The organism is Arthrobacter sp. C9C5 (assembly GCF_013359735.1).
Taxonomy (GTDB): domain Bacteria; phylum Actinomycetota; class Actinomycetes; order Actinomycetales; family Micrococcaceae; genus Arthrobacter.
In genome coordinates, this window is sequence record NZ_JABFMX010000024.1 from 1 (window position 1) to 19,660 (window position 19,660).

Below are 19,660 nucleotides of genomic sequence, written 5' to 3' on the forward strand. Positions count from 1 at the left end.
GGATGGTTCCGGGGCGGGGGTCTTAGCGCTGGGTGCTTCCGTCCGGGGCGGTATCCAGCAGCGCCAGTTCCGCGGCGCTGGGGAGGCCCTCGCAGTCACCGGCGGTGCTGACCGCAAAGGCGCCGGCGAGGGTGCCGCGCTTGAGGCGGGCGGCGACGTCGCCGCCGTCGAGCAGGGCGGAAAGATAGCCCGCGGTGAAGGCGTCCCCGGCTCCCACGGTGTCGATACTGGTCACCGGGACGGCGGGAGCCTCCCAGCGGCCGACGGCGGTGTGGACCCCGGCGCCAGCTGCGCCGCGCTTGACCACGACCTCCCGGACACCGCGGTCCAGGAGCTCGGCGGCCATGGCCAGTTCGGCGGCTTCGGGAGCTGCCCCGCTGCCGGCCGCCCCGCTGCCGGCGACCAGTCCGAGTTCGTCGTCGGAGGCCACCAGGACGCTGGCGTGCCGGGCGAGCGGGGTGAGGACGGCGCGGGCCTCGTCACGGGACCACAGTTTGCTGCGGTAGTTGACGTCGAGGGAGACCACCAGGCCCTCGGCTGCGCCGCGCGCGGCCGCGTATTCGACGGCACGCCGGGCATCCGGGCTGAGGGCGGCGGTGATACCGGTCAGGTGCAGGACGCGCGGGCCGGCGGCGAAGGCCCGGTCCACGTCCTCGCGGCTGATCGTGGATCCGGCGGAACCGGCCCGGTAGTAGTAGGCCCGGCTGATGTCCGCCGTGCGCCGCTCCAGGAACATCACCCCGGTGGCCCGGGCCGCATCCACCCGGTGCTGCACCGCGATGCCCTCGGAGCGCAACTGCCGCAGGATGAACTCACCATGCGGGTCCGCACCGACGACGCCGGCCCAGGCAACGCTGCGACCCAGCCGGGCGACGCCGACGGCGACGTTGGACTCCGCCCCGGCCACGTGCATGCCGAGGCTGCAGCCGGCGGACAGCGGCCCCGCGGAGCGCAGCGAGACCATCGATTCGCCCAGGGTGAGCAGGTCGACGGTCACCGCGCAGGCTCCGTGGCCATCCGCCGGCCGTATCCGGACGCCAGGCCGACGAAGGCGCGGGCCCGTTCGCGCATCGGGGCAAGGTTCCCGCCCGAGCCGGCGTCGCCGAACAGCGGGCCGCCGAGTCCGACGGCGATCGCGCCGGCGTCCCAGTACCCGGCTGCCTCGTCGAGCCCGACGCCGCCCACGGCGATGAACGGGATGCCGGGGAAGGGGTCGCGGAGTGCCTTGAGGTAGCCGGGACCGCCGATCGAGGCGGGGAAGAGCTTCACCGCGGTGGCACCGCGGTTCATCGCCTCGTAGGCCTCGCTGGGGGTGAGAGCCCCGGCCAAAACGGGGATCCCCAGGCGGGCGGATTCCTGGATGGAGCTGGCGAGCGAGGGCGTCACCATGAACTGTCCGCCGGCGTCGGCGACGTCTTCCACGTCCGCGGCGGTGAGGACGGTGCCGGCCCCGACGAAGCAGCCGGCGGGTGCGGCGGCGCGGACCGTGCGGATCGCCGCCAGCGCGTCCGGGGTGGTCAGCGCGATCTCGACGTAGCGGAAGCCTTCCTGCATGGCCGCGAGGGCAGCGTTGGCGGCGGCCCCGCCGTCGGTGCCGCGCACGATCGCCACGAGGCGGGTCTCGCGGATTCCGGCCAGCAGCTGGTCGGGGGTGGGCTCGGATGTCATGTCATTCACCATTCTGCGAAGGCGCCGTCGGGGTGGCGCCAGACCGGTCCGCGCCAGGCGTGGCCGCGCTTGTCCGCGGCGCGGACCACGGCCTCGTCGATCTCGATGCCCAGGCCCGGCCCGGTCAGCCGTTCGATGTGGCCGTCTACGAATTTCAGCGGGCTCTTGTCCAGCACGTAGTCAAGGACCTCGGCGCCCTGGTTGTAGTGGATGCCGATGCTTTGCTCCTGGATCAGGAAGTTGGGCGTCGCGAAGCCCACCTGCAGACAAGCCGCGAGCGCCAGCGGGCCGAGCGGGCAGTGCGGGGCCAGCTGGACCTCGTAGATTTCGGCGAGCGAGGCGATCTTGCGGACCTCGGTGATGCCGCCGGCGTGCGAGAGGTCCGGCTGGGCCACGGCGATGCCGGCCTGCAGCGCGGGCAGGAATTCCTGCCGGCTGTAGAGCCGCTCGCCGGTGGAGACCGGCGTCGTGGTCGAGGAGGTGAACTCCCGGAGCAGGTGGGTGTTTTCCGGGACCACGGGTTCTTCGAGGAAGAAGGGCCGGTACGGTTCCAGCAGCGGCGCCACGCGCCGTGCGTTGGCCAGGCTGAAGCGGCCGTGGAAGTCGACGGCGACGTCGCGGTGGTCCCCCAGCACCTCGCGGGCTGCGGCGACCCGGCGGACCACGCCGTCGAGCTCCGCCACCGAGGCGAGCGGGCCCATCCGGCCGCTGGCGTTCATCTTCACCGCGGTGAGTCCGACCTCCAGCTGCGCGCTGATCTGGTCCGCCACCTCGTTCGGCTCGTCCCCACCCACCCAGCCGTACATCCGGATCCGGTCGCGGACGTGGCCGCCCAGGAGCTGGTGCACGGGGGTGTTGAAGTGCTTGCCCGCGATGTCCCAGAGGGCCTGGTCCAGGCCGGAGACCGCGCTGGCCAGGATGGGTCCGCCGCGGTAGAAGGAGCCCTTGGTCATGACCTGCCAGTGGTCCTCGATCCGGAGTGCGTCGTTGCCGATCAGCAGCTCGGAGAGCTGGTGGACGGCGGTGCGCACGGTTTCGCTGCGGCCCTCGCAGCTGGCCTCGCCCCAGCCGACGATCCCGCTCTCGGTCTCGATCCGGACGAAGAGCCAGCGCGGCGCGACAAGGAAGGTTTCAATCCTGCTGATGCGTGTCATGTGCTGCCTAGCCCTTGGTCGCGCCGGCGGTCAGGCCGGACACGATGTACTTCTGCGTGAAGAGCGCAATGATCATGATCGGGATGGTGACCACCGTGGCGGCCGCCATCAGTCCGCCCCAGTCGATGCTGGCGTAGGAGACGAAGTCGAAGATCGCCACCGGCAGGGTCTTGGTCTTGGAGCCGGAGAGCACCAGGGCGAACATGAAGTTGTTCCACGAGAAGATGAAGGACAGGATGCCGGCGGTGGCGATGCCGGAGACGGACAGCGGCAAGGTGATGCGGCGGAACGCGCCGATCGGGGTGAGGCCGTCGACCTGGGCCGACTCCTCCAGCTCCAGCGGCAGCGAATCGAAGTAGCTCATCATGATGTAGACGATCAGCGGCAGCGCGACGAACATGTGGCTGAGGATCAGCACCTCGAAGCCGCCCACCATCTTCAGGTTGGAGAAGACGTAGTACCAGGGCACCAGCAGCGAGACGCCCGGGATGACGCGGGCCATCAGGACCACGAGGGCAGAGCGGTGCATGGTGAAGCGGCTCATCGCGTAGGCCGCCGGGACGCCGAGGACCAGCGACAGTGCGGTGGAGACGAACGCCACCCAGAAGCTGTTGAAGATGAAGACGAAGTAGTTGTTCCGCTGCAGCACGTTGGCGTAGTTCTCACCGGTGGGGGTGAAGACGAACGACTTGGCCGTGTCGTAGATGTCCACGTTGGTCTTGAAGGATGCCAGCAGCATCCAGATCAGCGGCGCGATCAGGAACAGCACCACGGCGACCAGCGCGGCGACCCGGAACACCTTGTAGGCGCGGGTGGCCAGCGGCTTGCGGCGGCGCGGGGCGGGTGCCTGCCGGGTGGCAGCGGTCCGGGATTGGGTGTCTTGGGTCTGGACGGTCATTTGCTTACCGCTTTCTTGCGCATGGTCAGCAGCCACATGGTGCCGATGATGATCATGAAGAACAGGATCAGCACCGCGGAGGAGAGCCCGTACTGGTTGTAGTCGAAGCTCAGGCCGTAGGCGTAGACGTTGAGCGTCTCCACCTCGTGGAAGGAGCCGCCGCCCTTGCCCTTGGTGGCGTAGAGGATGTCGAAGGTCTTCAGGGCGTCAATGCCGCGCAGCAGGATGGCGACGATTACGGTCGGCATCATCAGCGGCAGGGTGATGAAGAAGAAGCGCTGGGCGGCGTTGGCGCCGTCCATCCGGGCGGCCTCGTCCGGTTCCTCGGAGAGCGAGGTCAGGCCGGCGAGCAGGATCAGCACGACCATCGGGGTCCACTGCCAGATGTCCATGAAGATCGTGGTGCCCAGGGCGGTGTCCTGGCCGGACAGCCACGGCTGCGGCGGGATGCCGATCATGCCGAGCAGCTGGTTGACGAAGCCGATGTTCGGGTCGAAGATCAGCCGCCACATCATGCCGACGGCCACCGGGGTGGCGACGAGCGGCAGCAGGATGGCGACCCGCACCCATTTTTCGCCGCGGAAGGGCCGCCACAGCAGCAGGGCGATGCCCATGCCCAGAACGACCTCGCAGACCAGGGCGACGCCGGTGAAGGACAGCGTGCGGCCGACGGCGGGCCAGAACCGTTCGACGTCGGAGAGCACCGTGACGTAGTTCTCCAGGCCGATGAACTCGGATGCGGCGCGGACCGACCCCTGCGAGTCGGTCAGGCTCAGGTACAGCGTCCAGGCCAGAGGGAAGATGATCAGGACGCCCACGAAGATCATGGCCGGCGCGGCGAAGAGCCACTTGCGGTGCCGGTTGGCCCAGGCGGAGAAGTTCTCCCGCGGGCCGGGCGTGCGGGCCGCGCTGCGGCCGGCGCCGCGGGTGGTGTCGCCGCGGGAGGTGTTCAGTACAGACATGGTTCACCTAAGGAGTTGGGGGTGAAGTGAAGAGCGTGGCCGCGGCGGGACGGCGGCTGGGCAGCCGTCCCGCCGGGCAGTGTTGCGTCAGGCAGTTCGCGTCACAGTTTGCGACGCAGTTTGCGTCAGGCGCGGGGCGCCGGAGCGCTACTTCTTTTCGCTGTCCAGGAACTTCTGGAAGGCGTCGTTGGCCGTATCAGCCGCTGCCGAGGCGTCGCCCCCGGTGATGGTGGCGACGATCGGGGCGCCGACGATCTCGCGGGCCTTGCCTACGGTGACAACCTCGGGGCGGTCGTGGCCTACACCGGCCTTGGCGCTGGCGGCGATGGCCTCGGCCAGGTCCTTCGGGTAGGTGGAGGTTCCGGCAGGGTCGGCCCAGACCGAAGCACGCGGACCGGGGACGCCGGCCTTCTGTGCTGCCAGCGTGCGTTCCTTGCTGGTGGCCCACTGGATGAACTTCCAGGCGTTGTCCTGGTTGCTTGACGCCTGGTTGACGGCCAGGCCCCACGACGGGATGTTGTACGGCTTGGAACCGGCGGGACCGGCGGGCAGCTGGGCGAAGCCGACCTTGTCCGCGACCTTGGACTTGGCCGGATCGGTGGCGTTCTTGTAGAGCGAGTCCGCCTCGGTGTAGAAGGCGGCCTTGCCCTGGGTGAAGATTGCCATCGCCTCGGGCCAGCTCATGTCGGTGCTGACGTTCTTCGGGCCGTAGTTCTTGATCAGGCCGCCGTAGAAGGAGTAGGCCTTCTTGGCCGCGTCGCTGCCGACGGCGGACTTGCCGCTGGCGTCGGTGAAGTCACCGCCGAAGCTGTAGAGGAAGCTGGAGAACTGGGTCACCGCCGCGGACTTGCCGGTGCGGGCCACGAAGCCGGCGGTGTCCGGGTTGGACGCGGCGATCTTCTTGGCGGCGGCCTCGAGCTCGTCCATGGTCTTGGGGACCTGGACGCCGGCGGCCTGCAGCAGGTCCTTGCGGTAGTAGAGGACTTCGCGCTCGGTGATGATCGGGACGCCGACGACCTTGCCGTCCACCGTGGTGGCCTTGACGGGTCCTTCCTGGTAGTCCTTCCAGTCCCAGTTCGCGTCCGAGGAGACCTTGCTGGTCAGGTCCGCGAGGTAGCCGTTCTTGGCGAACGCCTTGCCCTCCTGCAGCGGGCGGTACATCATCACGTCGATTTCGTCGCTGCCGGCGTTGAGCTTGACGTTGTACTGGTCGGAGAGCTGGTCTTCGCCGAGCTGGGTGAGTTCGACCTTGAGGCCGCTCGCCTTTTCGAATTCCGGAATGGCGGCCTTGATGCCCTCGGTCCATACGTGGTTGGCCAGCGTGACCCGGACCGTGCCGGCGGCCTTGGCGTCGCCGCCACCGCCGCCGCAGGCGGTCAGCCCGAGCGACAGCGCCGCGGCTACGGCCGCGTACTTCACAATTGAACGTCGCTTCATTACGACTCCCTTGTCTTCAGGGCCGGATCAGGCTCCAGCCACCCGCGGATGCATCTTTACATCTGCTCTGGAGCGATCTTAGAGAAATAAAGCAGACTTAAACAACCCCTTGCGCCCACCCGTATGATTTATTCATGCAAACCCCAAAGGCGGAGTCTTCAGCAGACCTGCACTCCGTGCTCGTCCAGACCCTGGGGCTCGCTATTGCCGAGGGGAGCCTGGCGCCGCACTCGATCCTCCGTCTGGACGAACTGGAGGCGCAGCACAGCGTCTCGCGGTCCGTGGTGCGGGAGGCCACCCGGGTGCTCTCCTCGATGGGCATGCTGGAATCCCGGCGCCGGCTGGGCACGGTGGTGCAGCCGGAGGAGTCCTGGAACCTCTACGACCCGCAGGTGATCCGCTGGCGGCTGGCCTCATCCAGGCGGGTGGACCAGTTGCGGGCGCTGAACGAACTCCGCGGCGCGATCGAGCCGCAGGCGGCCCGGCTGGCGGCCGAACGGGCGTCCTGGGACACCGGCAGCGATCTCGTCGCCCAGGCCGCGCGGCTCTGGGCGGCCGGGCAGCGCGGGAACCAGGACGAGTTCCTGCGGCTCGACATCGAGTTCCACGCCTCCGTGCTGCGGGCCTCGGGGAACCCGATGTTTTCGCAGCTGCACAACCTGGTCGCCGAGGTCCTCACCGGCCGCACCGAGCACGGCCTGATGCCGCACCTGCCGCAGCACGAGGCGCTCCAGCTGCACGTGGACGTGGCCAGCGCCATCCAGCGCGGCGAGATGGACACCGCGCACGCGGCGATGCGCCGGATCGTGGAGCAGTCCACCGAGGAAATCGGCGACATCTGGTCCAGCCACCAGGGCGGTCCGGCGTAAGAACCACGACGCGGGGCCAGCTACGGCCCAGGCGGGGGCCGGGCGGATTCCAGGGCTCGAGGTGACCCCGCGTTGTTCCTTTAGCGCCCGCCCTCGAGCTTCCGGCTGCGCTGCTCCTGGGCCATGGGCCCGTACGGATAGACGCCGACCCGGGGCTGGCTGACCTCGGTCAGCCGATCCATCTCCGCGTCGGTGAGCCGGAGGTCTGCTGCCGCCAGGTTGTCCGCGAGCTGCTCGGTGTTCCGCGCGCCCAGGATCACCGAGGTGACCGCCGGCCGGTCCGCCAGCCACGCCAGCGCGACCTGGGACGGGCTCACGCCGTGCCGCCCCGCCGTTTCCTGCACCTCGTCAATGACGTCCCAGGTCCGCGGGTCACCGTTGCGTGCCTCCCACGCCTCCATCCCGCGCTTGGGATTTTCACCGAGCCGGGTGGCGCCGGCGGGCGGCTGGTCGCGCTTGTACTTGCCGGACAGCCAGCCGCCGCCCAAAGGCGACCAAGGCAGCAGCCCGATCCCGGCGTCGAGCGAGGCCGGAACGATTTCCGACTCGATCTCGCGGACCAGCAGGCTGTACTGCGGCTGCAGTGTCACGGGCGCGCTCCAGCCGTGGGCTTTGGCTACGTGGACGGCCTTGGTCAGCTGCCAGCCCAGGAAGTTGGAGAAGCCGTAGTAGGCGATCTTGCCGCTGCTGACGGCGTCGTGCAGGAACCGGAGGGTCTCCTCCAGCGGAGTCACCGGGTCCCACGCGTGCAGCTGGTAAAGGTCGATCTGCTCAACGCCGAGCCGGCGCAGCGAGTCATCCAGCGCCCGGCCCAGGTGACGGCGGGAGGTCCCGACGTCGTTGGGTGCCTGGCCCATCGGGAAGCGGCCCTTCGTGGCGACGACGGCCCGGTCCCGGAGCTCGGGCCGGTCGGCCAGCCACCGGCCGATGATTTCCTCCGACACCCCGGAGCTGTAAACGTCGGCGGTGTCGATGAAGTTGCCGCCGGCCTCGAAGTAGGCGTCCAGGATGGCGCGGGACTGCTCCTCGCTGGCCTCGGCGCCGAAGGTCATGGTGCCGAGCGCGTAGTTGGAGACAACGGCGCCGCTGTTGCCCAGGGTGCGGTATTGCATGGAACTCCTCAGTGGTCGGTCGGTGGATTGGCCGGGGACGCTTTAGTCCTCTGTCGGCGTCGTCCGGTTCGAGTGGTAGGTCCGCCAGCTGTGCTCCGGGGCGTAACCTAGGAGCCGCTTGGCCTTGTCGATCGAGAGCATCGTCTCGTGCTCGCCGAGTTCCTTGACCACCTTGACGTTGGGGAACACCTCGGCGGCCAACTCGCTGCTGGGGCGGCTCATCACGGTGTCCTCGTTGGCGATGATGAAGGCCTCGAAGCCCGGCTTGCCGTGCTCCAGCGCCCGCGCCACGGCCTGAGCGCCGTCGCGGCCGTCAATGTAGCCCCAGAGATTCCATTTGCGCAGCGAGGCATCGGCGTCGAACGACGGGAACTCCTCGTAGTCCTCCGGGTCCATCACGTTGGAGAACCGCAGGCCGGTAATGCTCAGCGTGGGGTCCCAGCGGGTCAGCTGGATCGCCATCTGCTCTTCGAGATGCTTGACCAGCGAGTAGGTGCTTTCCGGCCGGGCCGGGTATTCCTCGTCCACCGGGATGTAGGGAGGGTCGACGTCGAACGGCAGTCCCAGCACCGTCTCGCTGGAGGCGTAGACAATCTTCTTGATGCCGGCCCGGCGCGCGGCCTGGAACACGTTGTAGGTGGCCTGCATGTTGTTCTCGAAGGTTGCGGCGTCCGGGGCGAGGCCGGGGGCCGGGATGGCGGCCAGGTGCACGATTGCGTCGAAGCCTTCATGCCGGTCATCCAGGCCGAGGATGACATCCACGACCTGCCCGTAGTCCCGCAGGTCCACCCGGGTGAATCCGTGCTCCCGCTCGCCCGTCTGGTCCAGGTTGGTGACCTGGTGGCCGTCGTCGATGAGCCTGCGGACCACGTTCCTGCCGAGCTTTCCGCTTCCTCCGGTAACTGCAATTCTCATCAGGGTCTCCTCGGTCGTCGGGGCGGTTGCCGTCCCTCCACCCTAGATCGGACGGCGTCCACGGTGCACCCCGCACCCGCCGGGCGCGCCGCTGCGGTGACCTTTGGCCCTAGGCACTGCCGTGGTGACGGGGCAGGGTGGGTGCCATGAGCGGAGATCAGCGGATAGTCGTGGGCGTGGACGGCTCCGAGTTTTCAACAACGGCACTCCGGCTCGCCGGACGCATGGCCACCAGCCTGAACGCCCCGCTGGAGGTCATCACGTGCCTGGGCACCTCGGATTTCTTCCTCGCGTCCCACCTGCCGGAAGAACGCACCGCCTCGCCCAGCGAGCTCGAGGAGACTGCCAAGCGCCTGGTGGAACAGTCGTTGGAACGGGCCTTCGGCAACTCCCGCCCGGAGCGGCTGACCCGGCAGATCAAGTTCGGGCCGCCGGCCAAGGTGCTGATCGAGGAGAGCAAGGACGCGCAACTGCTCGTGGTGGGACGGCGCGGCCAGGGCGGCTTCCTCGCCCAGGTGATGGGGTCGGTCAGCGGCGCCTGCGCGGCCCACGCCCATTGCCCGGTGCTGGTGGTCGGCCAGGAGGCCGGCGAAGGCCAGCCGGCCGAATGAACGCAGGCCGCACCGTGCCGGCCGCGCCCCGCTTGCGGGCCCGACTGAAAGGGCCGCTCGCGGCGCTGGCTGCCGCGGCAGCGGCCGCAGGCTACGTCCTCGCCGTACGGCCCCGCCTGCTGCGCTGGGGAGCGACCACTCAGGAAGCGGCCGGCCCCCTGCCGGGCGATGAACTGGTACCCACCGCGCGCCTGCAAAGCACGCGGGCCGTCAACATCGCCGCGCCGCCCGCCGTCGTGTGGCCGTGGCTCGTCCAGCTGGGGGCCGGCCGCGGCGGGATGTACAGCTATGACGCCTTGGAGAATGCGGTGGGGCTGGGCATGCACAGCACGGATCGGATCCTGCCGGAATTTCAACAGCTCTCTGTCGGAGACACCATTCCGCTCGCCCCCGGCGGCGGTATCCCGGTCCGGCGGCTCGAACCGGGGGCGGTGCTGGCCCTGGGCGGCACCATGAACCCGCGCACCGGGCACATCACCGGGCATCCCGCAGCGGAGGGACGCCGCGTGGCCGGCCCCCGCCTTGAGCTGGGCTGGACCTTCGTGCTGCAGCCCCTCGGTGCCCGAAGCACCCGGCTGCTCTCGCGGACCCGCTATGACTACTCGCCGCTGCCGTTGGGCATCCCGCTGCGCGTCGTGCTTGAACCGCTGCAGTTCCTGATGGAGCGCCGGATGCTGCTGGGGGTCCGCTCCCGCGTCGAGCGGCGCCGGCCCCGCAGCAGGCGCCGCCGGGGAGGCCCGCAGTGAGATCGGCAAGGACCAGCATTGTCGCCGGCATTGTCCTGATGACGGTCGGTGTGCTGTTGCTGCTGGACCTGCTCGGCATTGTCGAGAGCGCCGCCTATCTGGCGCCGCTGATCTTCGCCGCGGTAGGCGTGCTGTTCCTGTCCCTCTTCATCCGGGGCCGGGAGAACTGGTGGGCGGCAATCCCCGGCTCGGTGTTCCTGGGTTTGGCCGCGGTCATCACCGCCACGCAACTCACGGACGGCCGCGCGGGCGGCGCCTTCCTTTTCCTGTTCATGGCGGCCGGATTCGCCGCGGTCTACCTGCGCGAACGGGCAAACTGGTGGGCCCTGATCCCGTGCGGGGTGATGTTCACCCTTGCCATCGTCGTGGCCCTCCCGCAGGAACTGCAGGGCACACCTCTGGCCGCCGTCCTGTTCCTCGGCCTGGCGGCCACCTTCGGACTGCTTTCCCTTGTCCCGGTCCGGACGGCCGATCACACCGGCCGGATGAAGTGGCCCCTGGTTCCGGCTGCCGTCCTCGCCGTGCTGGGAGTGGCCTTCGCTCTGCAGGCGACGGCCGTGCTCATCGCAGCGGAATACGCCCTCCCGGCCGCCATGATCCTGGCCGGGATCGCCTTGCTGGTCTACGCGTTCCGCGCCCGCCACCACGGGCAGCACAAGACCCACGGCGCCTAGGAGCTCCTTCCTCCGGCCTCCGTTGGCCTTTATGGCCGGATTCACGTCCGGACGGCTAGGATGATCAGCATGCTTATTAAGCGTCCAGAGTTACCGAAACTAGGGAAGGCATAACCATGAGCACGTACCATCCGGAAAATGACCCGGCCAACCCCGATCCGCCAAAACCGGGTGGCGGTTCCGCGCGTCTGCAGAGCGTGCCGAACGCGGCGCAGCACGGCGATCAGGAGCCCCAGACCGCCGACCAGGGAGCTTCGCCCAACCCCGATCCACTCAGCGGCAAAATTACCGGACTGGAGCCAGGCGGGGGTGTTCCGCCAGGTGAGACGCCGCCGGCGGAGGGCCAGATGAGCCGCGACCAGGGCCACAGCGAGTAAAGGCACCCTACTGGGCCTGACCGACGCGTTCCAGCCCAGTTGCTGGCGGCCGGGGCCCCACGTGGGCCGCGGTTCCGCGCTGGGCGGGGCAGCCCCCAGCCGCGGACCGGAAGAACCGGGCAGGAACGTCGCAGGCCTCGGCCTAGCCGCGAACCCCGCCCACCTAGGCGCCCGGCGACAACTGGGCCAGGGCGGCGCGGAGCCGGGTGCCGGCGTCGTCCGCCACTTCACGGACCGCGGGGCTGTCGCTGAGCTGCACCATGGTCTGCGGGTCGATCACGTCCACCGTCGTATCGGCGGCGGCCGGGCCGCGCCGGACCACCACATTGCACGGCAACAGGGCGCCCATCTCCGGCTCGGCCGCCAGGGCGCGGCTCGCCAGCTGCGGATTGCAGGCCCCGAGGATCACGTAGTCGCCCAGGGCCTGGGCGGCGTCCTCGCCAAGCTTGGCGGCAAAGGTGGCGCGGACGTTGATCTCGGAGAGAATCCCAAAGCCTTGGCCCGCGAGGGCGGCACGGGTCTTCTCGACGGCGTCCGCCCAGCTCAGCGGGAGGACGGCGGTGTAGGTGTAGCTCATGGCTCACTCCTGGCGGGTGGGGTGGATTCGGTCACGGGCAGGAGGTACTTGGCGAACCAGTCCCTGGCCAGGATGGCTGCCGCGGCCAGCGTGCCGGGCTCCTCGAACAGGTGCGTGGCGCCCTGGACCACGGCCAGCTGGTTGGGGCACCGCATCATGGCTTTGGCCTTGCGGTTGAGCTCCAGCACCTCGTAGTCGAAGCTGCCCACGATCAGCAGCGTCGGCGCGCGGACGGCGGAAAGCCTCGGGCCGGCCAGGTCGGGACGTCCGCCGCGGGACACGACGGCGGCGATCCGGGCGGAGGGTTCGGAGGCGGACCACAGCGCGGCGCCCGCCCCGGTACTTGCCCCGAAATAACCGATGGCGCAGGAGGCGGTGTCCTCACGTGTGGCGAGCCAGTCGGTGGCCGAGGACAGCCGGCGCGCCAGCAACTCGATGTCGAAGACGTTGGCGCGGTTGCGCTCCTCCCCCGGCGTGAGCAGGTCCAGCAACAGCGTGCCCAGCCCGGCGCGCTGGAGCACGCTGGCCACGAAGCGGTTCCGCGGGCTGTGCCTGCTGCTGCCGCTCCCGTGGGCGAACACCACCACAGCGCGGGCCGGCACAGGAAGGTGCAGATGGCCCTGGAGCCGGACACCCCGGGACGGGATCTCCACCTCTTCGTCGAATTCCACCGGATCCTCGGAGACCGCCGTCGACCCGGCCGGCCGCGGCGAATCCTTCAGGCGCCGGGCGGCGGCGTCGAGCAGCTGGATCACCTCGTCATCTTCGGTGGGTGAGAAGTCGCGGTAGTGGTATCCGACGGCGGCGAAGTGCCGGGGCGTGGCCAGGCAGACCACCTCGTCGGGTTCGCTCAGGCTCGCCAGGGTGTCCGCCGGCGCGACCGGCACGGCGAGGATCACCCGGGCGGCACCCAGTTTGCGGGCGATCCGGCAGGCCACCCGGGCGGTGGATCCGGTGGCGATTCCGTCGTCGACGATCACCGCGATGCGGCCGGTCAGGTCCTGGCGCATGCGGCCCTTCCGGAACCGCGCCACCCGGTTCTCCAGCACGGCCCGCTCCTGGTCCTCGACGGCCTGGAGTTCCTGCTCGCTGACCCGCGACTGCGCCAGCACATGCTCTTCCAGCACCCTGGCGCCGCCCTCGCCGATCGCCCCCATGGCAAGCTCGGGCTGGTAGGGCAGCCCCAGTTTCCGCACCACAATCACGTCCAGCGGTGCGTCCAGGGCCGCGGCCACCTCGAAGGCGACCGGGACGCCGCCGCGGGGCAGGCCGAGGACCACGATGTCCTTCCCGCGCAGATCCGCCAGCCGCCGCCCCAGTTGCCGCCCGGCGTCAACCCTGTCTTCAAAAATGCTCATCGTCTTGGCTTTCCAATCGGGCGCCGGCCGCCGGGCTCATCCGGCACTGCGCTCCGCAGGCCGGGCATCGGACCAAGTTGGCCGTTTCATCCCACTATCCGTCAGGAGTTCCCGGGATGTGAGGGCCCTTGTACCCGGTTTCGTTTGCGCCGGGCCGGCCGTCTCCGGCGGGGTGCCAGCGGGGCCCTGCGTGCGTGCCGGGTGGCCGGCTCCGTGGTGCTGAAGCGTGCGGCGCGGCGGGCCACATGGTGGTCCTTGCCCCGGCGCCGGACCCTTGGCAGCACCGGCGCGGCGGGCTGCTGCGCCGCCCGGGAGAAGAACCACTGTTTGGCCAGCTCTACCAGCACCAGGTACACCACGGTCATGCCCAACAGGGCCAGGAAGAACGGAACCGGCAGCGGATCGAAGCCCAGGACCGCGGCGAGCGGGGACAGCGGAAGGAAGACCCCCAGCGCCACCACGCCCAGCGACGCGCCGAGCAGTCCGAGCGAGGGCCGGCTTCGCAGGAAGGGCACCCGGCGGGTCCGGATCGCAAAGATGATCAGCGTCTGGGTCGCGATCGACTCGATGAACCAGCCGGCCCGGAACTCCCCCGGCACCGCGTCGAAGACAAAGAGCATCAGGGCGAACGTCGCGAAGTCGAACACCGAGCTGATGGGGCCGAAGAGGAACATGAAGCGCCGGATGAAGGAGATGTTCCAGTGCGCCGGTGCCAGCAGCTGCTCCTTGTCCACCCGGTCCCCCGGGATGGCCAGCTGGCCGGTGTCGTAGAGCAGGTTGTTGAGCAGGATCTGCCCAGGCAGCATCGGCAGGAAGCTCAGCACCACGGAGGCCGTTGCGGCGCTGAACATGTTGCCGAAGTTGCTCGAGGTGCCCATCAGCACGTACTTGATGGTGTTGGCGAAGATCCGCCGGCCTTCCATGACGCCGTCGGCCAGCACGCCGAGGTCCTTGTCCAGCAGCACGACGTCGGCGGCGTCCTTGGCGACGTCGGTGGCGCTGTCCACGGAGATGCCGATGTCGGCCTGGTGCAGCGCGAGCGCATCGTTGACGCCGTCGCCCATGAACCCGACCGCGCCGCCGCTCTGGCGCAGCAGCCGGATGATCCGGGCCTTCTGCTCCGGCGAGACGCGGGCGAAAATGCTGGCCTCGCGGGCGGCCGCGCTCAGCTCCGGGTCGGACATCGCCTCCGCCTCGGCGCCGGTAATGGTCCCGCCGGAGAGCACGCCGAGTTCGTCGCAGACCCGCTCGGCCACCTTGGCGTTGTCCCCGGTGGCAATCTTGACCGTGATTCCCAGCGCCTCCAGCCGGTCCAGGGACTCCCGCGCGTTCGCCTTGGGCCGGTCAAGGAAGACCAGGAAGCCGGCTAGGACCAGCTCCTTCTCGTCCTCCGGCGACATGTCCTCCATGCCGGCGGCGCCCCGGGTGGCCACGGCCACCACGCGCGAGCCGGCGTCGAACTGTTCGTCCAGCAGGGCCTGGACCTTGGCGGGCGTGGCGCCGCACAGCGCCAGGACGTCCTCGGGCGAGCCCTTGGTGATGATCCGGGCGGGGCCGCCCGCGTCGCGGACCAGCACGCTGGTCCGCCGGCGCTGGTGGTCAAAGTCGATCAGGTCTAGCCGTTCGTAGCGCGAAGGTTCGAACGCCGCCGCCTGCGGGGACTGCCAGAGCGCGGCGTCCAGCGGGTTTTGCCCGACGACGGACCGCTTCGCCTCCGCGTAGTCCGCCTCGGTGGCCAGCAGCCCCAGGCTGAACAGCTCCTCCGCGGACACGCCGGCCGCCACCGGCAGGGCCGCCGTGAAGCTGATCCGGCCCTCCGTCAGGGTTCCGGTCTTGTCCGTGACCAGGATGTCCATGTCGCCGAGGTCCTCGATGCAGACCAGCCGCTTGACCAGCACCTTGCGTTTGGCCAGCTGGCGGGTGCCGGTGGCCAGGCTCGTGCTGACGACGGCGGGCAGCAGCTGCGGGGTGATTCCGACGGCGATGGCCAGGGAGAACAGCAGCGACTCGATCACCGGGCGCTGCAGCAGCAGGTTGGCGATGAAGATGAGCGAGGTGAGCCCGATGGCCACCTGCAGCAGCAGGAAGGAGAACCGCTTGAGTCCGAGCTGGAATTCGGTCTGCGGCTGCCGTTCGCCCAGGCCGAGAGCGATCCGGCCGAATTCGGCCCGGCCGCCGGTCGCCACCACCACCCCGGTGCAGCTGCCGGACTGGATGACGGTGCCCATGAACAGGCAGGACGTCAGGTCCCCCAGCGCCGCGCCGCCCTGCACCGGCGCGGGATCCTTGCCCACCGGCAGCGACTCCCCGGTCAGGATGCTTTCGTCGCAGAGCAGGTCCTTGACCGCCAGCAGGCGCAGGTCGGCCGGGATGATCGCGCCCAGGCCCAGCTGCACGACGTCGCCGGGCACCAGGGCGGTGACGGCCACTTCGCGGGCGGTCCCGTCGCGGAGCACGACGGCGGTATGCGTGACGCGCGAATGCAGTGCCTCGGCGGCGCGTTCGGCACGGAATTCGTTGCTGAAGCCCAGGCCCACACTGACGAGCAGGATCACGCCGATCACGATCGAGTTGGTGGCGTCCCCCAGGAAGAGCGAGAGCCCGGCGGTGACGAGCAGCAGGATCAGGATGGGGCTGCGGAATTGCCGGCCCAGCACGGACCAGCCGCTTGCCTCGTGCGTGCGGACCGCGTTCGGCCCCAGCACGGCAAGCCGCTCCGCCGCTTCCGCTTCGCTTAGGCCGCCGGCAGCTGACCCCAGCCGGGCGAGCACCGTGACCGCCTCGGCGCCGGCGGCGTCCGCGATGGTAAGCGGCGGGGAGGCGGACTCCCTGGTTTCGAGCTGTGACATACAGAATCCGTCCGACTACCTCGAGATACCGCTAAGACTACGTCGGGAGCCGCCGGGAGTCATTTGGGTCGGGAAAGGCTCGCGGTCGGGCTGCCGGGCCCCCGGCGAATCCAGCCAAGGGATCCGACGAATGTCCCGACAAAACGGCCGCAAAGTCTTGTATATAATTTGTCCAGGTACGGTTTAGCAGAAGGCCGTTGGATAGTTCTTCGATCCGGCTTCGCTGCCGCTACCACTGCCCTCTTTCGCTGCTGTGGTGCGTTCCGCCTCGCCGGTTCGATTCGACCCGAGCGAAACGGCATCAAGGAATAGTGGTAAGCGAGTCAACCGCAACATCGATCAACCAGCACTTGCATCAGCTCGTGTTGAACAGCGCCGACGTGGAGGAATTCCTCGGCGAATTAGCCCGGGTCTCGGCGCGCAGCCTTTCCGAGCCCGGCGACGAAGTCCTGTGTGGAATTACGTTGCTCCGGCAACGAAAAGCCGCCACCGTGGCCAGCAGCAGTGCGGCTGCGCAGGCCATGGACGAAATCCAGTACGGCTTCAGCGACGGCCCCTGTGTGACGGCCTCCCGCGAACAGGAAACGGTCTACATTGCCGACCTGGACGATGAGACGCGCTGGCCGCAGTGCGCCGCAATGGTCCGGGAGCACGGCATGCGCTCCATTCTGGCCGTACCGTTCCTGCTCGACGGCGAAACCCGGGCCGCGCTGAACCTGTATTCACACCGTCCCGACCGTTTTGACGAACGCGCCCAGGAGCTGGCGAGCATCTTCGTGCGACAGACGACCATGGCGCTGGGGCTGGCCGTGCGTTTCGCGCACTTCAGCGAGACGGCCGACAACCTCAAGGCGACGCTGGAGACGCGCACCGCGATCGACGTCGCGGTCGGCATCATCATGGCGCAGAACCGGTGCAGCCAGGCCGAGGCCTTCGAGCTGCTAAAGACCGCATCCAGCACACGCAACGTCAAGCTTCACGCCGTCGCCTCCGCGATCGTTGACGGCCTGGGCCAGGGCCCGACCCGGACCCACTTCGAGGACTAGGCTCCCTGGCCCCTCACACCGGGGACGGTGCGCCCGCTTCAGCCAGCACGGCGCGGATGGTGCCCTCGTCGGCAAGGATCCGGAAATGGCCGCCGGTATCCAGCTGGACGTTCCGGGCTCCGGGAAGAACGCTGCCCTCCGGGATGTGCGGATCGAAGAGGCCGTAGACAGAGGTGATGCGTTCGTTGACGCTTTGCTCGCGGGACAGCTGCAAGGTGACCCCGTTGCGCGGCGACAACGCCCGCAGGCTGGGCAGGAGCATGTACCTCGCGTAGCGGGAACCCAAGAACGGGGAGCACACCGCCACCATCCGGGTGATGCGCCGCGTCTGGTCCAGCAACATCATCGTGTACTTGCCGATCAGCCCGCCCTTGCTGTGCGCCACAATCATCGTGTCCCTGAGGTCCCGCTGGTGGAGGTAGTCGGCGATCAGTGCCGCCGCCTTCGGTACCGCGAGCCGGTTGCGCTGCAGCACGGTCACCACGTGCACCGGGTGCCCTGCCTCGTGCAGCTCCCGGATCAGCGGCAGCATAAAGCGCCAGTCCTCGTAGATGCCGGGGATGACGACAACGGGCCGTCCGGTGCCGCTGAGGAATTCGTCGGGACTGACGCTGGAAACCGCACTGCGCAGCTGCCGGCCGACGGCGTAGGCATAGTCCCGGGCCCACCAGCCGGCAATCTGGACGAGGGTGCTCACGCGGTGAATCCTCGCGGCGCTTCGCTTTCATCGGCTGCGATGCCGGCGAAGGCGAGGATGGAGCCGGCAACCTCGACGGCGCGGTTGTGCTGGACCACGTGCCCGGTACCCCCGATTTCCAGGAACTGTGCGGTGGCTGCCCGGGCGGCAAGGCGCCGGCACCAGTCCACCGGGGCCACCGGGTCGTTCGCGCCCCGCAGCACGAGGACGGGGGCGCTCACGGCGCCGATCCGCTCCTCGAGGCGGTAGTCCATCATGATCCGCAGGTTCTTCAGGTACCAGCCCGGTCCGCAGCGGAGGTAATCGGTGAAAACCAGGGCGTTGGAGGACGGGCTCTCGAAGAAGAGGCAGTCGCGGCCCAGCGCCAGGGCCTGTTGCGCCACGGTCGGCCGTTGGTCATTGACCACCGGACCCATCAGCACCACATGGGGTATCCGCTGCGGCTGCTGCAGGGCGGCTTCCACCGCGAACTGGGTACCCATCGAGTGCCCCACCACCACGAACTCCAGCACTCCAAGCTGCTCGAGCGCGCCAAGGAGGTAGGTGGCCTGCTCCGCAACGGTGAGCGTGTGCTCCGGCGTGGGCGTGGCTCCGAAGCCCGGCAAATCGATCGAGAACGTGTCGACGGAGTCAGCCAGCAGCCCGTGCAGGCGGCGCAGGTAGCGGTGCGAGGCCCCGATCCCGTGGAGAAGCACGACGGCGGGTGCAGCCGCCTCCGCTCCGGCCGGCCGCCGGGAGGCAAAGACGTGGCCCAGATGGCCAGCGGCCTCGACCTCGATCCGCACGGGCCTGCTCATGGTGGGTCTCGTTTCTGTTCAGTGTCTAGTAAGCATACTGACAGATGCTGGGGGCGGGCCGGACGCCCCGGACCCATTTCGACGGTTCCCTGCCGGCCCATAGCGCGGGAACGTCGTGTGCGCGGGGAACCGTCGAAACGGCGAAATGGGGCTGGCGCCGCTAGCTGGGCGCGGGACCGAGGGGCTCTTCAGCGCTTTCCCGCCCCGGGGCAGCCTCTTTGAGCTCGACGAAGATTGTGTGCGTCTCCGTGTCGCCCGTGTTCTCGCCCGAGTGGGACTGCGCGGGCAGCCAGCGCGCCAGCCCGGAGGGAAGTTCGACGTCGGCCTCCCGGCCGTGGGCCGAGAGCCGGCGGCGGAAGCTGCTGAGCGTGATCATCACGCTGTCGGGATGCGAATGCTCGACGGTCTTTTCCCCGGGCTGGTCCGTGTATTCCAGCACGCGCACCCGTTCATTCTCGAATACCACCCGGTATAAGCCCGGGTTCGTCGCCACCGGATCCTGGTCCATGGCGAGACTCTAGTCCCGGCGAACGTGGCGCGCCAGAGCGTGCTGCGGCCGGCCTGTACGCCGGTGCGGCGCCCCCTGTAACTTGGGGTGGGAGATCGCGGGGTGGAAGTCCCGCGCAGGCCAGCATCGGAGGACCGCATGAGCAACAAGCCGATCGAACCGGAAGACATTGTGAGCGACGGGGTGCACGAGGGCGGAAAGCCCGTCCCCCGCGAAGGCGGGACCGCGCACGGTGCGGAGACCCCGTCGGACGTAGCAGAGGGCCAGGCATCGGAAGGCCACGCACCCGGAGAAGGCGACACGCACAAGGTGCCGGGTCCGGCTGAGGAGCAGGACGAAAAGGCTGCGGACGACCGCGGCCTCACTACCGACACCAGCCCGGACTAGGACAACTGGCGGAATCAC

The 19,660-nt window shown here is 69.1% G+C and carries 21 protein-coding genes; 7 read left to right on the top strand and 14 right to left on the bottom strand.

From position 1 onward, the window contains the following. Nucleotides 1-22 precede the first annotated feature (22 nt). The 6 genes from HNO80_RS16060 to HNO80_RS16085 all read right to left on the bottom strand — a co-directional run bounded on the left by HNO80_RS16060 (nucleotide 23) and on the right by HNO80_RS16085 (nucleotide 6,119). Nucleotides 23-997 (bottom strand): sugar kinase, encoded by a 975-nt coding sequence (locus tag HNO80_RS16060; protein WP_349627379.1) that lies wholly within the window; start codon nucleotides 995-997, stop codon nucleotides 23-25. Further along, nucleotides 994-1,668 (bottom strand): bifunctional 4-hydroxy-2-oxoglutarate aldolase/2-dehydro-3-deoxy-phosphogluconate aldolase, encoded by a 675-nt coding sequence (locus HNO80_RS16065; RefSeq protein ID WP_175323855.1) that lies wholly within the window; start codon nucleotides 1,666-1,668, stop codon nucleotides 994-996. Before HNO80_RS16065 ends, HNO80_RS16060 begins: the two co-directional genes overlap by 4 nt. Before the next feature lie 5 nt (nucleotides 1,669-1,673). Next, nucleotides 1,674-2,822, bottom strand: coding sequence for a galactonate dehydratase (dgoD, locus tag HNO80_RS16070; protein WP_175323856.1), 1,149 nt, complete (start codon nucleotides 2,820-2,822; stop codon nucleotides 1,674-1,676). Nucleotides 2,823-2,829: 7 nt separating this feature from the next. Beyond that, nucleotides 2,830-3,720 (bottom strand): carbohydrate ABC transporter permease, encoded by an 891-nt coding sequence (locus HNO80_RS16075; RefSeq protein WP_175323857.1) that lies wholly within the window; start codon nucleotides 3,718-3,720, stop codon nucleotides 2,830-2,832. Continuing rightward, the gene (locus tag HNO80_RS16080; RefSeq protein ID WP_249777406.1) at nucleotides 3,717-4,682 is read right to left on the bottom strand and encodes a carbohydrate ABC transporter permease; all 966 of its coding nucleotides are present in this window, start codon (nucleotides 4,680-4,682) and stop codon (nucleotides 3,717-3,719) included. Before HNO80_RS16080 ends, HNO80_RS16075 begins: the two co-directional genes overlap by 4 nt. Nucleotides 4,683-4,829: 147 nt before the next feature. Further along, nucleotides 4,830-6,119, bottom strand: coding sequence for an ABC transporter substrate-binding protein (locus HNO80_RS16085; protein ID WP_175323858.1), 1,290 nt, complete (start codon nucleotides 6,117-6,119; stop codon nucleotides 4,830-4,832). Between the two features lie 134 nt (nucleotides 6,120-6,253). Here HNO80_RS16085 and HNO80_RS16090 point away from each other — a divergent pair, with 134 nt between their 5' ends. Beyond that, nucleotides 6,254-6,988 carry a FadR/GntR family transcriptional regulator gene (locus HNO80_RS16090; RefSeq protein WP_175323859.1) on the top strand — a complete coding sequence of 245 codons (735 nt, stop codon included), beginning with the start codon at nucleotides 6,254-6,256 and terminating at the stop codon, nucleotides 6,986-6,988. Nucleotides 6,989-7,068: 80 nt separating this feature from the next. On the opposite strand, the gene HNO80_RS16095 is transcribed toward HNO80_RS16090, so the two are convergent. Together HNO80_RS16095 and HNO80_RS16100 are read right to left on the bottom strand one after the other, a co-directional pair. Continuing rightward, entirely contained in the window at nucleotides 7,069-8,100 is a 1,032-nt protein-coding gene (locus tag HNO80_RS16095; protein ID WP_175323860.1) for an aldo/keto reductase, read from the bottom strand. 42 nt (nucleotides 8,101-8,142) lie between these two features. Further along, nucleotides 8,143-9,015 (bottom strand): NAD-dependent epimerase/dehydratase family protein, encoded by an 873-nt coding sequence (locus tag HNO80_RS16100; protein ID WP_175323861.1) that lies wholly within the window; start codon nucleotides 9,013-9,015, stop codon nucleotides 8,143-8,145. Between the two features lie 146 nt (nucleotides 9,016-9,161). Here HNO80_RS16100 and HNO80_RS16105 point away from each other — a divergent pair, with 146 nt between their 5' ends. The 4 genes from HNO80_RS16105 to HNO80_RS16120 all read left to right on the top strand — a co-directional run bounded on the left by HNO80_RS16105 (nucleotide 9,162) and on the right by HNO80_RS16120 (nucleotide 11,423). Continuing rightward, on the top strand, nucleotides 9,162-9,626 hold the full coding sequence (locus HNO80_RS16105) for a universal stress protein (RefSeq protein ID WP_175323862.1): 465 nt from the start codon (nucleotides 9,162-9,164) through the stop codon (nucleotides 9,624-9,626). Continuing rightward, the gene (locus HNO80_RS16110) at nucleotides 9,623-10,372 is read left to right on the top strand and encodes an SRPBCC family protein (protein WP_217501004.1); all 750 of its coding nucleotides are present in this window, start codon (nucleotides 9,623-9,625) and stop codon (nucleotides 10,370-10,372) included. Before HNO80_RS16105 ends, HNO80_RS16110 begins: the two co-directional genes overlap by 4 nt. Further along, entirely contained in the window at nucleotides 10,369-11,046 is a 678-nt protein-coding gene (locus HNO80_RS16115; RefSeq protein WP_175323863.1) for a hypothetical protein, read from the top strand. The genes HNO80_RS16110 and HNO80_RS16115 overlap by 4 nt, the downstream gene beginning before the upstream one ends. Before the next feature lie 116 nt (nucleotides 11,047-11,162). After that, a complete protein-coding gene (locus HNO80_RS16120; protein ID WP_175323864.1) occupies nucleotides 11,163-11,423 on the top strand; it encodes a DUF6480 family protein in 261 nt (86 codons plus the stop codon). 163 nt (nucleotides 11,424-11,586) lie between these two features. Here the strand turns inward: HNO80_RS16120 and HNO80_RS16125 are convergent, their stop codons facing one another. The 3 genes from HNO80_RS16125 to mgtA form a co-directional block, all read right to left on the bottom strand. Further along, on the bottom strand, nucleotides 11,587-12,000 hold the full coding sequence (locus HNO80_RS16125; RefSeq protein ID WP_175323865.1) for a DUF302 domain-containing protein: 414 nt from the start codon (nucleotides 11,998-12,000) through the stop codon (nucleotides 11,587-11,589). Next, entirely contained in the window at nucleotides 11,997-13,358 is a 1,362-nt protein-coding gene (locus tag HNO80_RS16130; protein WP_175323866.1) for a phosphoribosyltransferase family protein, read from the bottom strand. The genes HNO80_RS16125 and HNO80_RS16130 overlap by 4 nt, the downstream gene beginning before the upstream one ends. Nucleotides 13,359-13,459: 101 nt before the next feature. Next, the gene (gene mgtA, locus HNO80_RS16135; RefSeq protein WP_175323867.1) at nucleotides 13,460-16,207 is read right to left on the bottom strand and encodes a magnesium-translocating P-type ATPase; all 2,748 of its coding nucleotides are present in this window, start codon (nucleotides 16,205-16,207) and stop codon (nucleotides 13,460-13,462) included. Between the two features lie 311 nt (nucleotides 16,208-16,518). On the opposite strand from mgtA, the gene HNO80_RS16140 reads away from it, so the two are divergent. Further along, on the top strand, nucleotides 16,519-17,253 hold the full coding sequence (locus HNO80_RS16140) for a GAF and ANTAR domain-containing protein (protein WP_175323868.1): 735 nt from the start codon (nucleotides 16,519-16,521) through the stop codon (nucleotides 17,251-17,253). Nucleotides 17,254-17,266: 13 nt separating this feature from the next. On the opposite strand, the gene HNO80_RS16145 is transcribed toward HNO80_RS16140, so the two are convergent. The 3 genes from HNO80_RS16145 to HNO80_RS16155 all read right to left on the bottom strand — a co-directional run bounded on the left by HNO80_RS16145 (nucleotide 17,267) and on the right by HNO80_RS16155 (nucleotide 19,255). Next, nucleotides 17,267-17,950 carry an esterase/lipase family protein gene (locus tag HNO80_RS16145; RefSeq protein WP_349627380.1) on the bottom strand — a complete coding sequence of 228 codons (684 nt, stop codon included), beginning with the start codon at nucleotides 17,948-17,950 and terminating at the stop codon, nucleotides 17,267-17,269. Beyond that, entirely contained in the window at nucleotides 17,947-18,747 is an 801-nt protein-coding gene (locus tag HNO80_RS16150; RefSeq protein WP_175323869.1) for an alpha/beta fold hydrolase, read from the bottom strand. Before HNO80_RS16150 ends, HNO80_RS16145 begins: the two co-directional genes overlap by 4 nt. 160 nt (nucleotides 18,748-18,907) lie before the next feature. Then, nucleotides 18,908-19,255 (bottom strand): cupin domain-containing protein, encoded by a 348-nt coding sequence (locus HNO80_RS16155; protein ID WP_175323870.1) that lies wholly within the window; start codon nucleotides 19,253-19,255, stop codon nucleotides 18,908-18,910. Between the two features lie 138 nt (nucleotides 19,256-19,393). Between HNO80_RS16155 and HNO80_RS16160 the strand changes: the two genes are divergently transcribed. Further along, nucleotides 19,394-19,642 (top strand): hypothetical protein, encoded by a 249-nt coding sequence (locus tag HNO80_RS16160; protein ID WP_175323871.1) that lies wholly within the window; start codon nucleotides 19,394-19,396, stop codon nucleotides 19,640-19,642. Nucleotides 19,643-19,660 lie beyond the last annotated feature (18 nt).

Coding starts and splice junctions, on each gene's coding strand:
- mgtA (WP_175323867.1), bottom strand. CDS start 16,207: ATGTCACAGCTCGAAACCAGGGAGTCCGCCTCCCCGCCGCTTACCATC.
- HNO80_RS16155 (WP_175323870.1), bottom strand. CDS start 19,255: ATGGACCAGGATCCGGTGGCGACGAACCCGGGCTTATACCGGGTGGTA.
- HNO80_RS16065 (WP_175323855.1), bottom strand. CDS start 1,668: ATGACATCCGAGCCCACCCCCGACCAGCTGCTGGCCGGAATCCGCGAG.
- HNO80_RS16075 (WP_175323857.1), bottom strand. CDS start 3,720: ATGACCGTCCAGACCCAAGACACCCAATCCCGGACCGCTGCCACCCGG.
- dgoD (WP_175323856.1), bottom strand. CDS start 2,822: ATGACACGCATCAGCAGGATTGAAACCTTCCTTGTCGCGCCGCGCTGG.
- HNO80_RS16130 (WP_175323866.1), bottom strand. CDS start 13,358: ATGAGCATTTTTGAAGACAGGGTTGACGCCGGGCGGCAACTGGGGCGG.
- HNO80_RS16090 (WP_175323859.1), top strand. CDS start 6,254: ATGCAAACCCCAAAGGCGGAGTCTTCAGCAGACCTGCACTCCGTGCTC.
- HNO80_RS16105 (WP_175323862.1), top strand. CDS start 9,162: ATGAGCGGAGATCAGCGGATAGTCGTGGGCGTGGACGGCTCCGAGTTT.
- HNO80_RS16120 (WP_175323864.1), top strand. CDS start 11,163: ATGAGCACGTACCATCCGGAAAATGACCCGGCCAACCCCGATCCGCCA.
- HNO80_RS16100 (WP_175323861.1), bottom strand. CDS start 9,015: ATGAGAATTGCAGTTACCGGAGGAAGCGGAAAGCTCGGCAGGAACGTG.
- HNO80_RS16085 (WP_175323858.1), bottom strand. CDS start 6,119: ATGAAGCGACGTTCAATTGTGAAGTACGCGGCCGTAGCCGCGGCGCTG.
- HNO80_RS16125 (WP_175323865.1), bottom strand. CDS start 12,000: ATGAGCTACACCTACACCGCCGTCCTCCCGCTGAGCTGGGCGGACGCC.
- HNO80_RS16095 (WP_175323860.1), bottom strand. CDS start 8,100: ATGCAATACCGCACCCTGGGCAACAGCGGCGCCGTTGTCTCCAACTAC.
- HNO80_RS16150 (WP_175323869.1), bottom strand. CDS start 18,747: ATGAGCAGGCCCGTGCGGATCGAGGTCGAGGCCGCTGGCCATCTGGGC.
- HNO80_RS16080 (WP_249777406.1), bottom strand. CDS start 4,682: ATGTCTGTACTGAACACCTCCCGCGGCGACACCACCCGCGGCGCCGGC.
- HNO80_RS16160 (WP_175323871.1), top strand. CDS start 19,394: ATGAGCAACAAGCCGATCGAACCGGAAGACATTGTGAGCGACGGGGTG.
- HNO80_RS16110 (WP_217501004.1), top strand. CDS start 9,623: ATGAACGCAGGCCGCACCGTGCCGGCCGCGCCCCGCTTGCGGGCCCGA.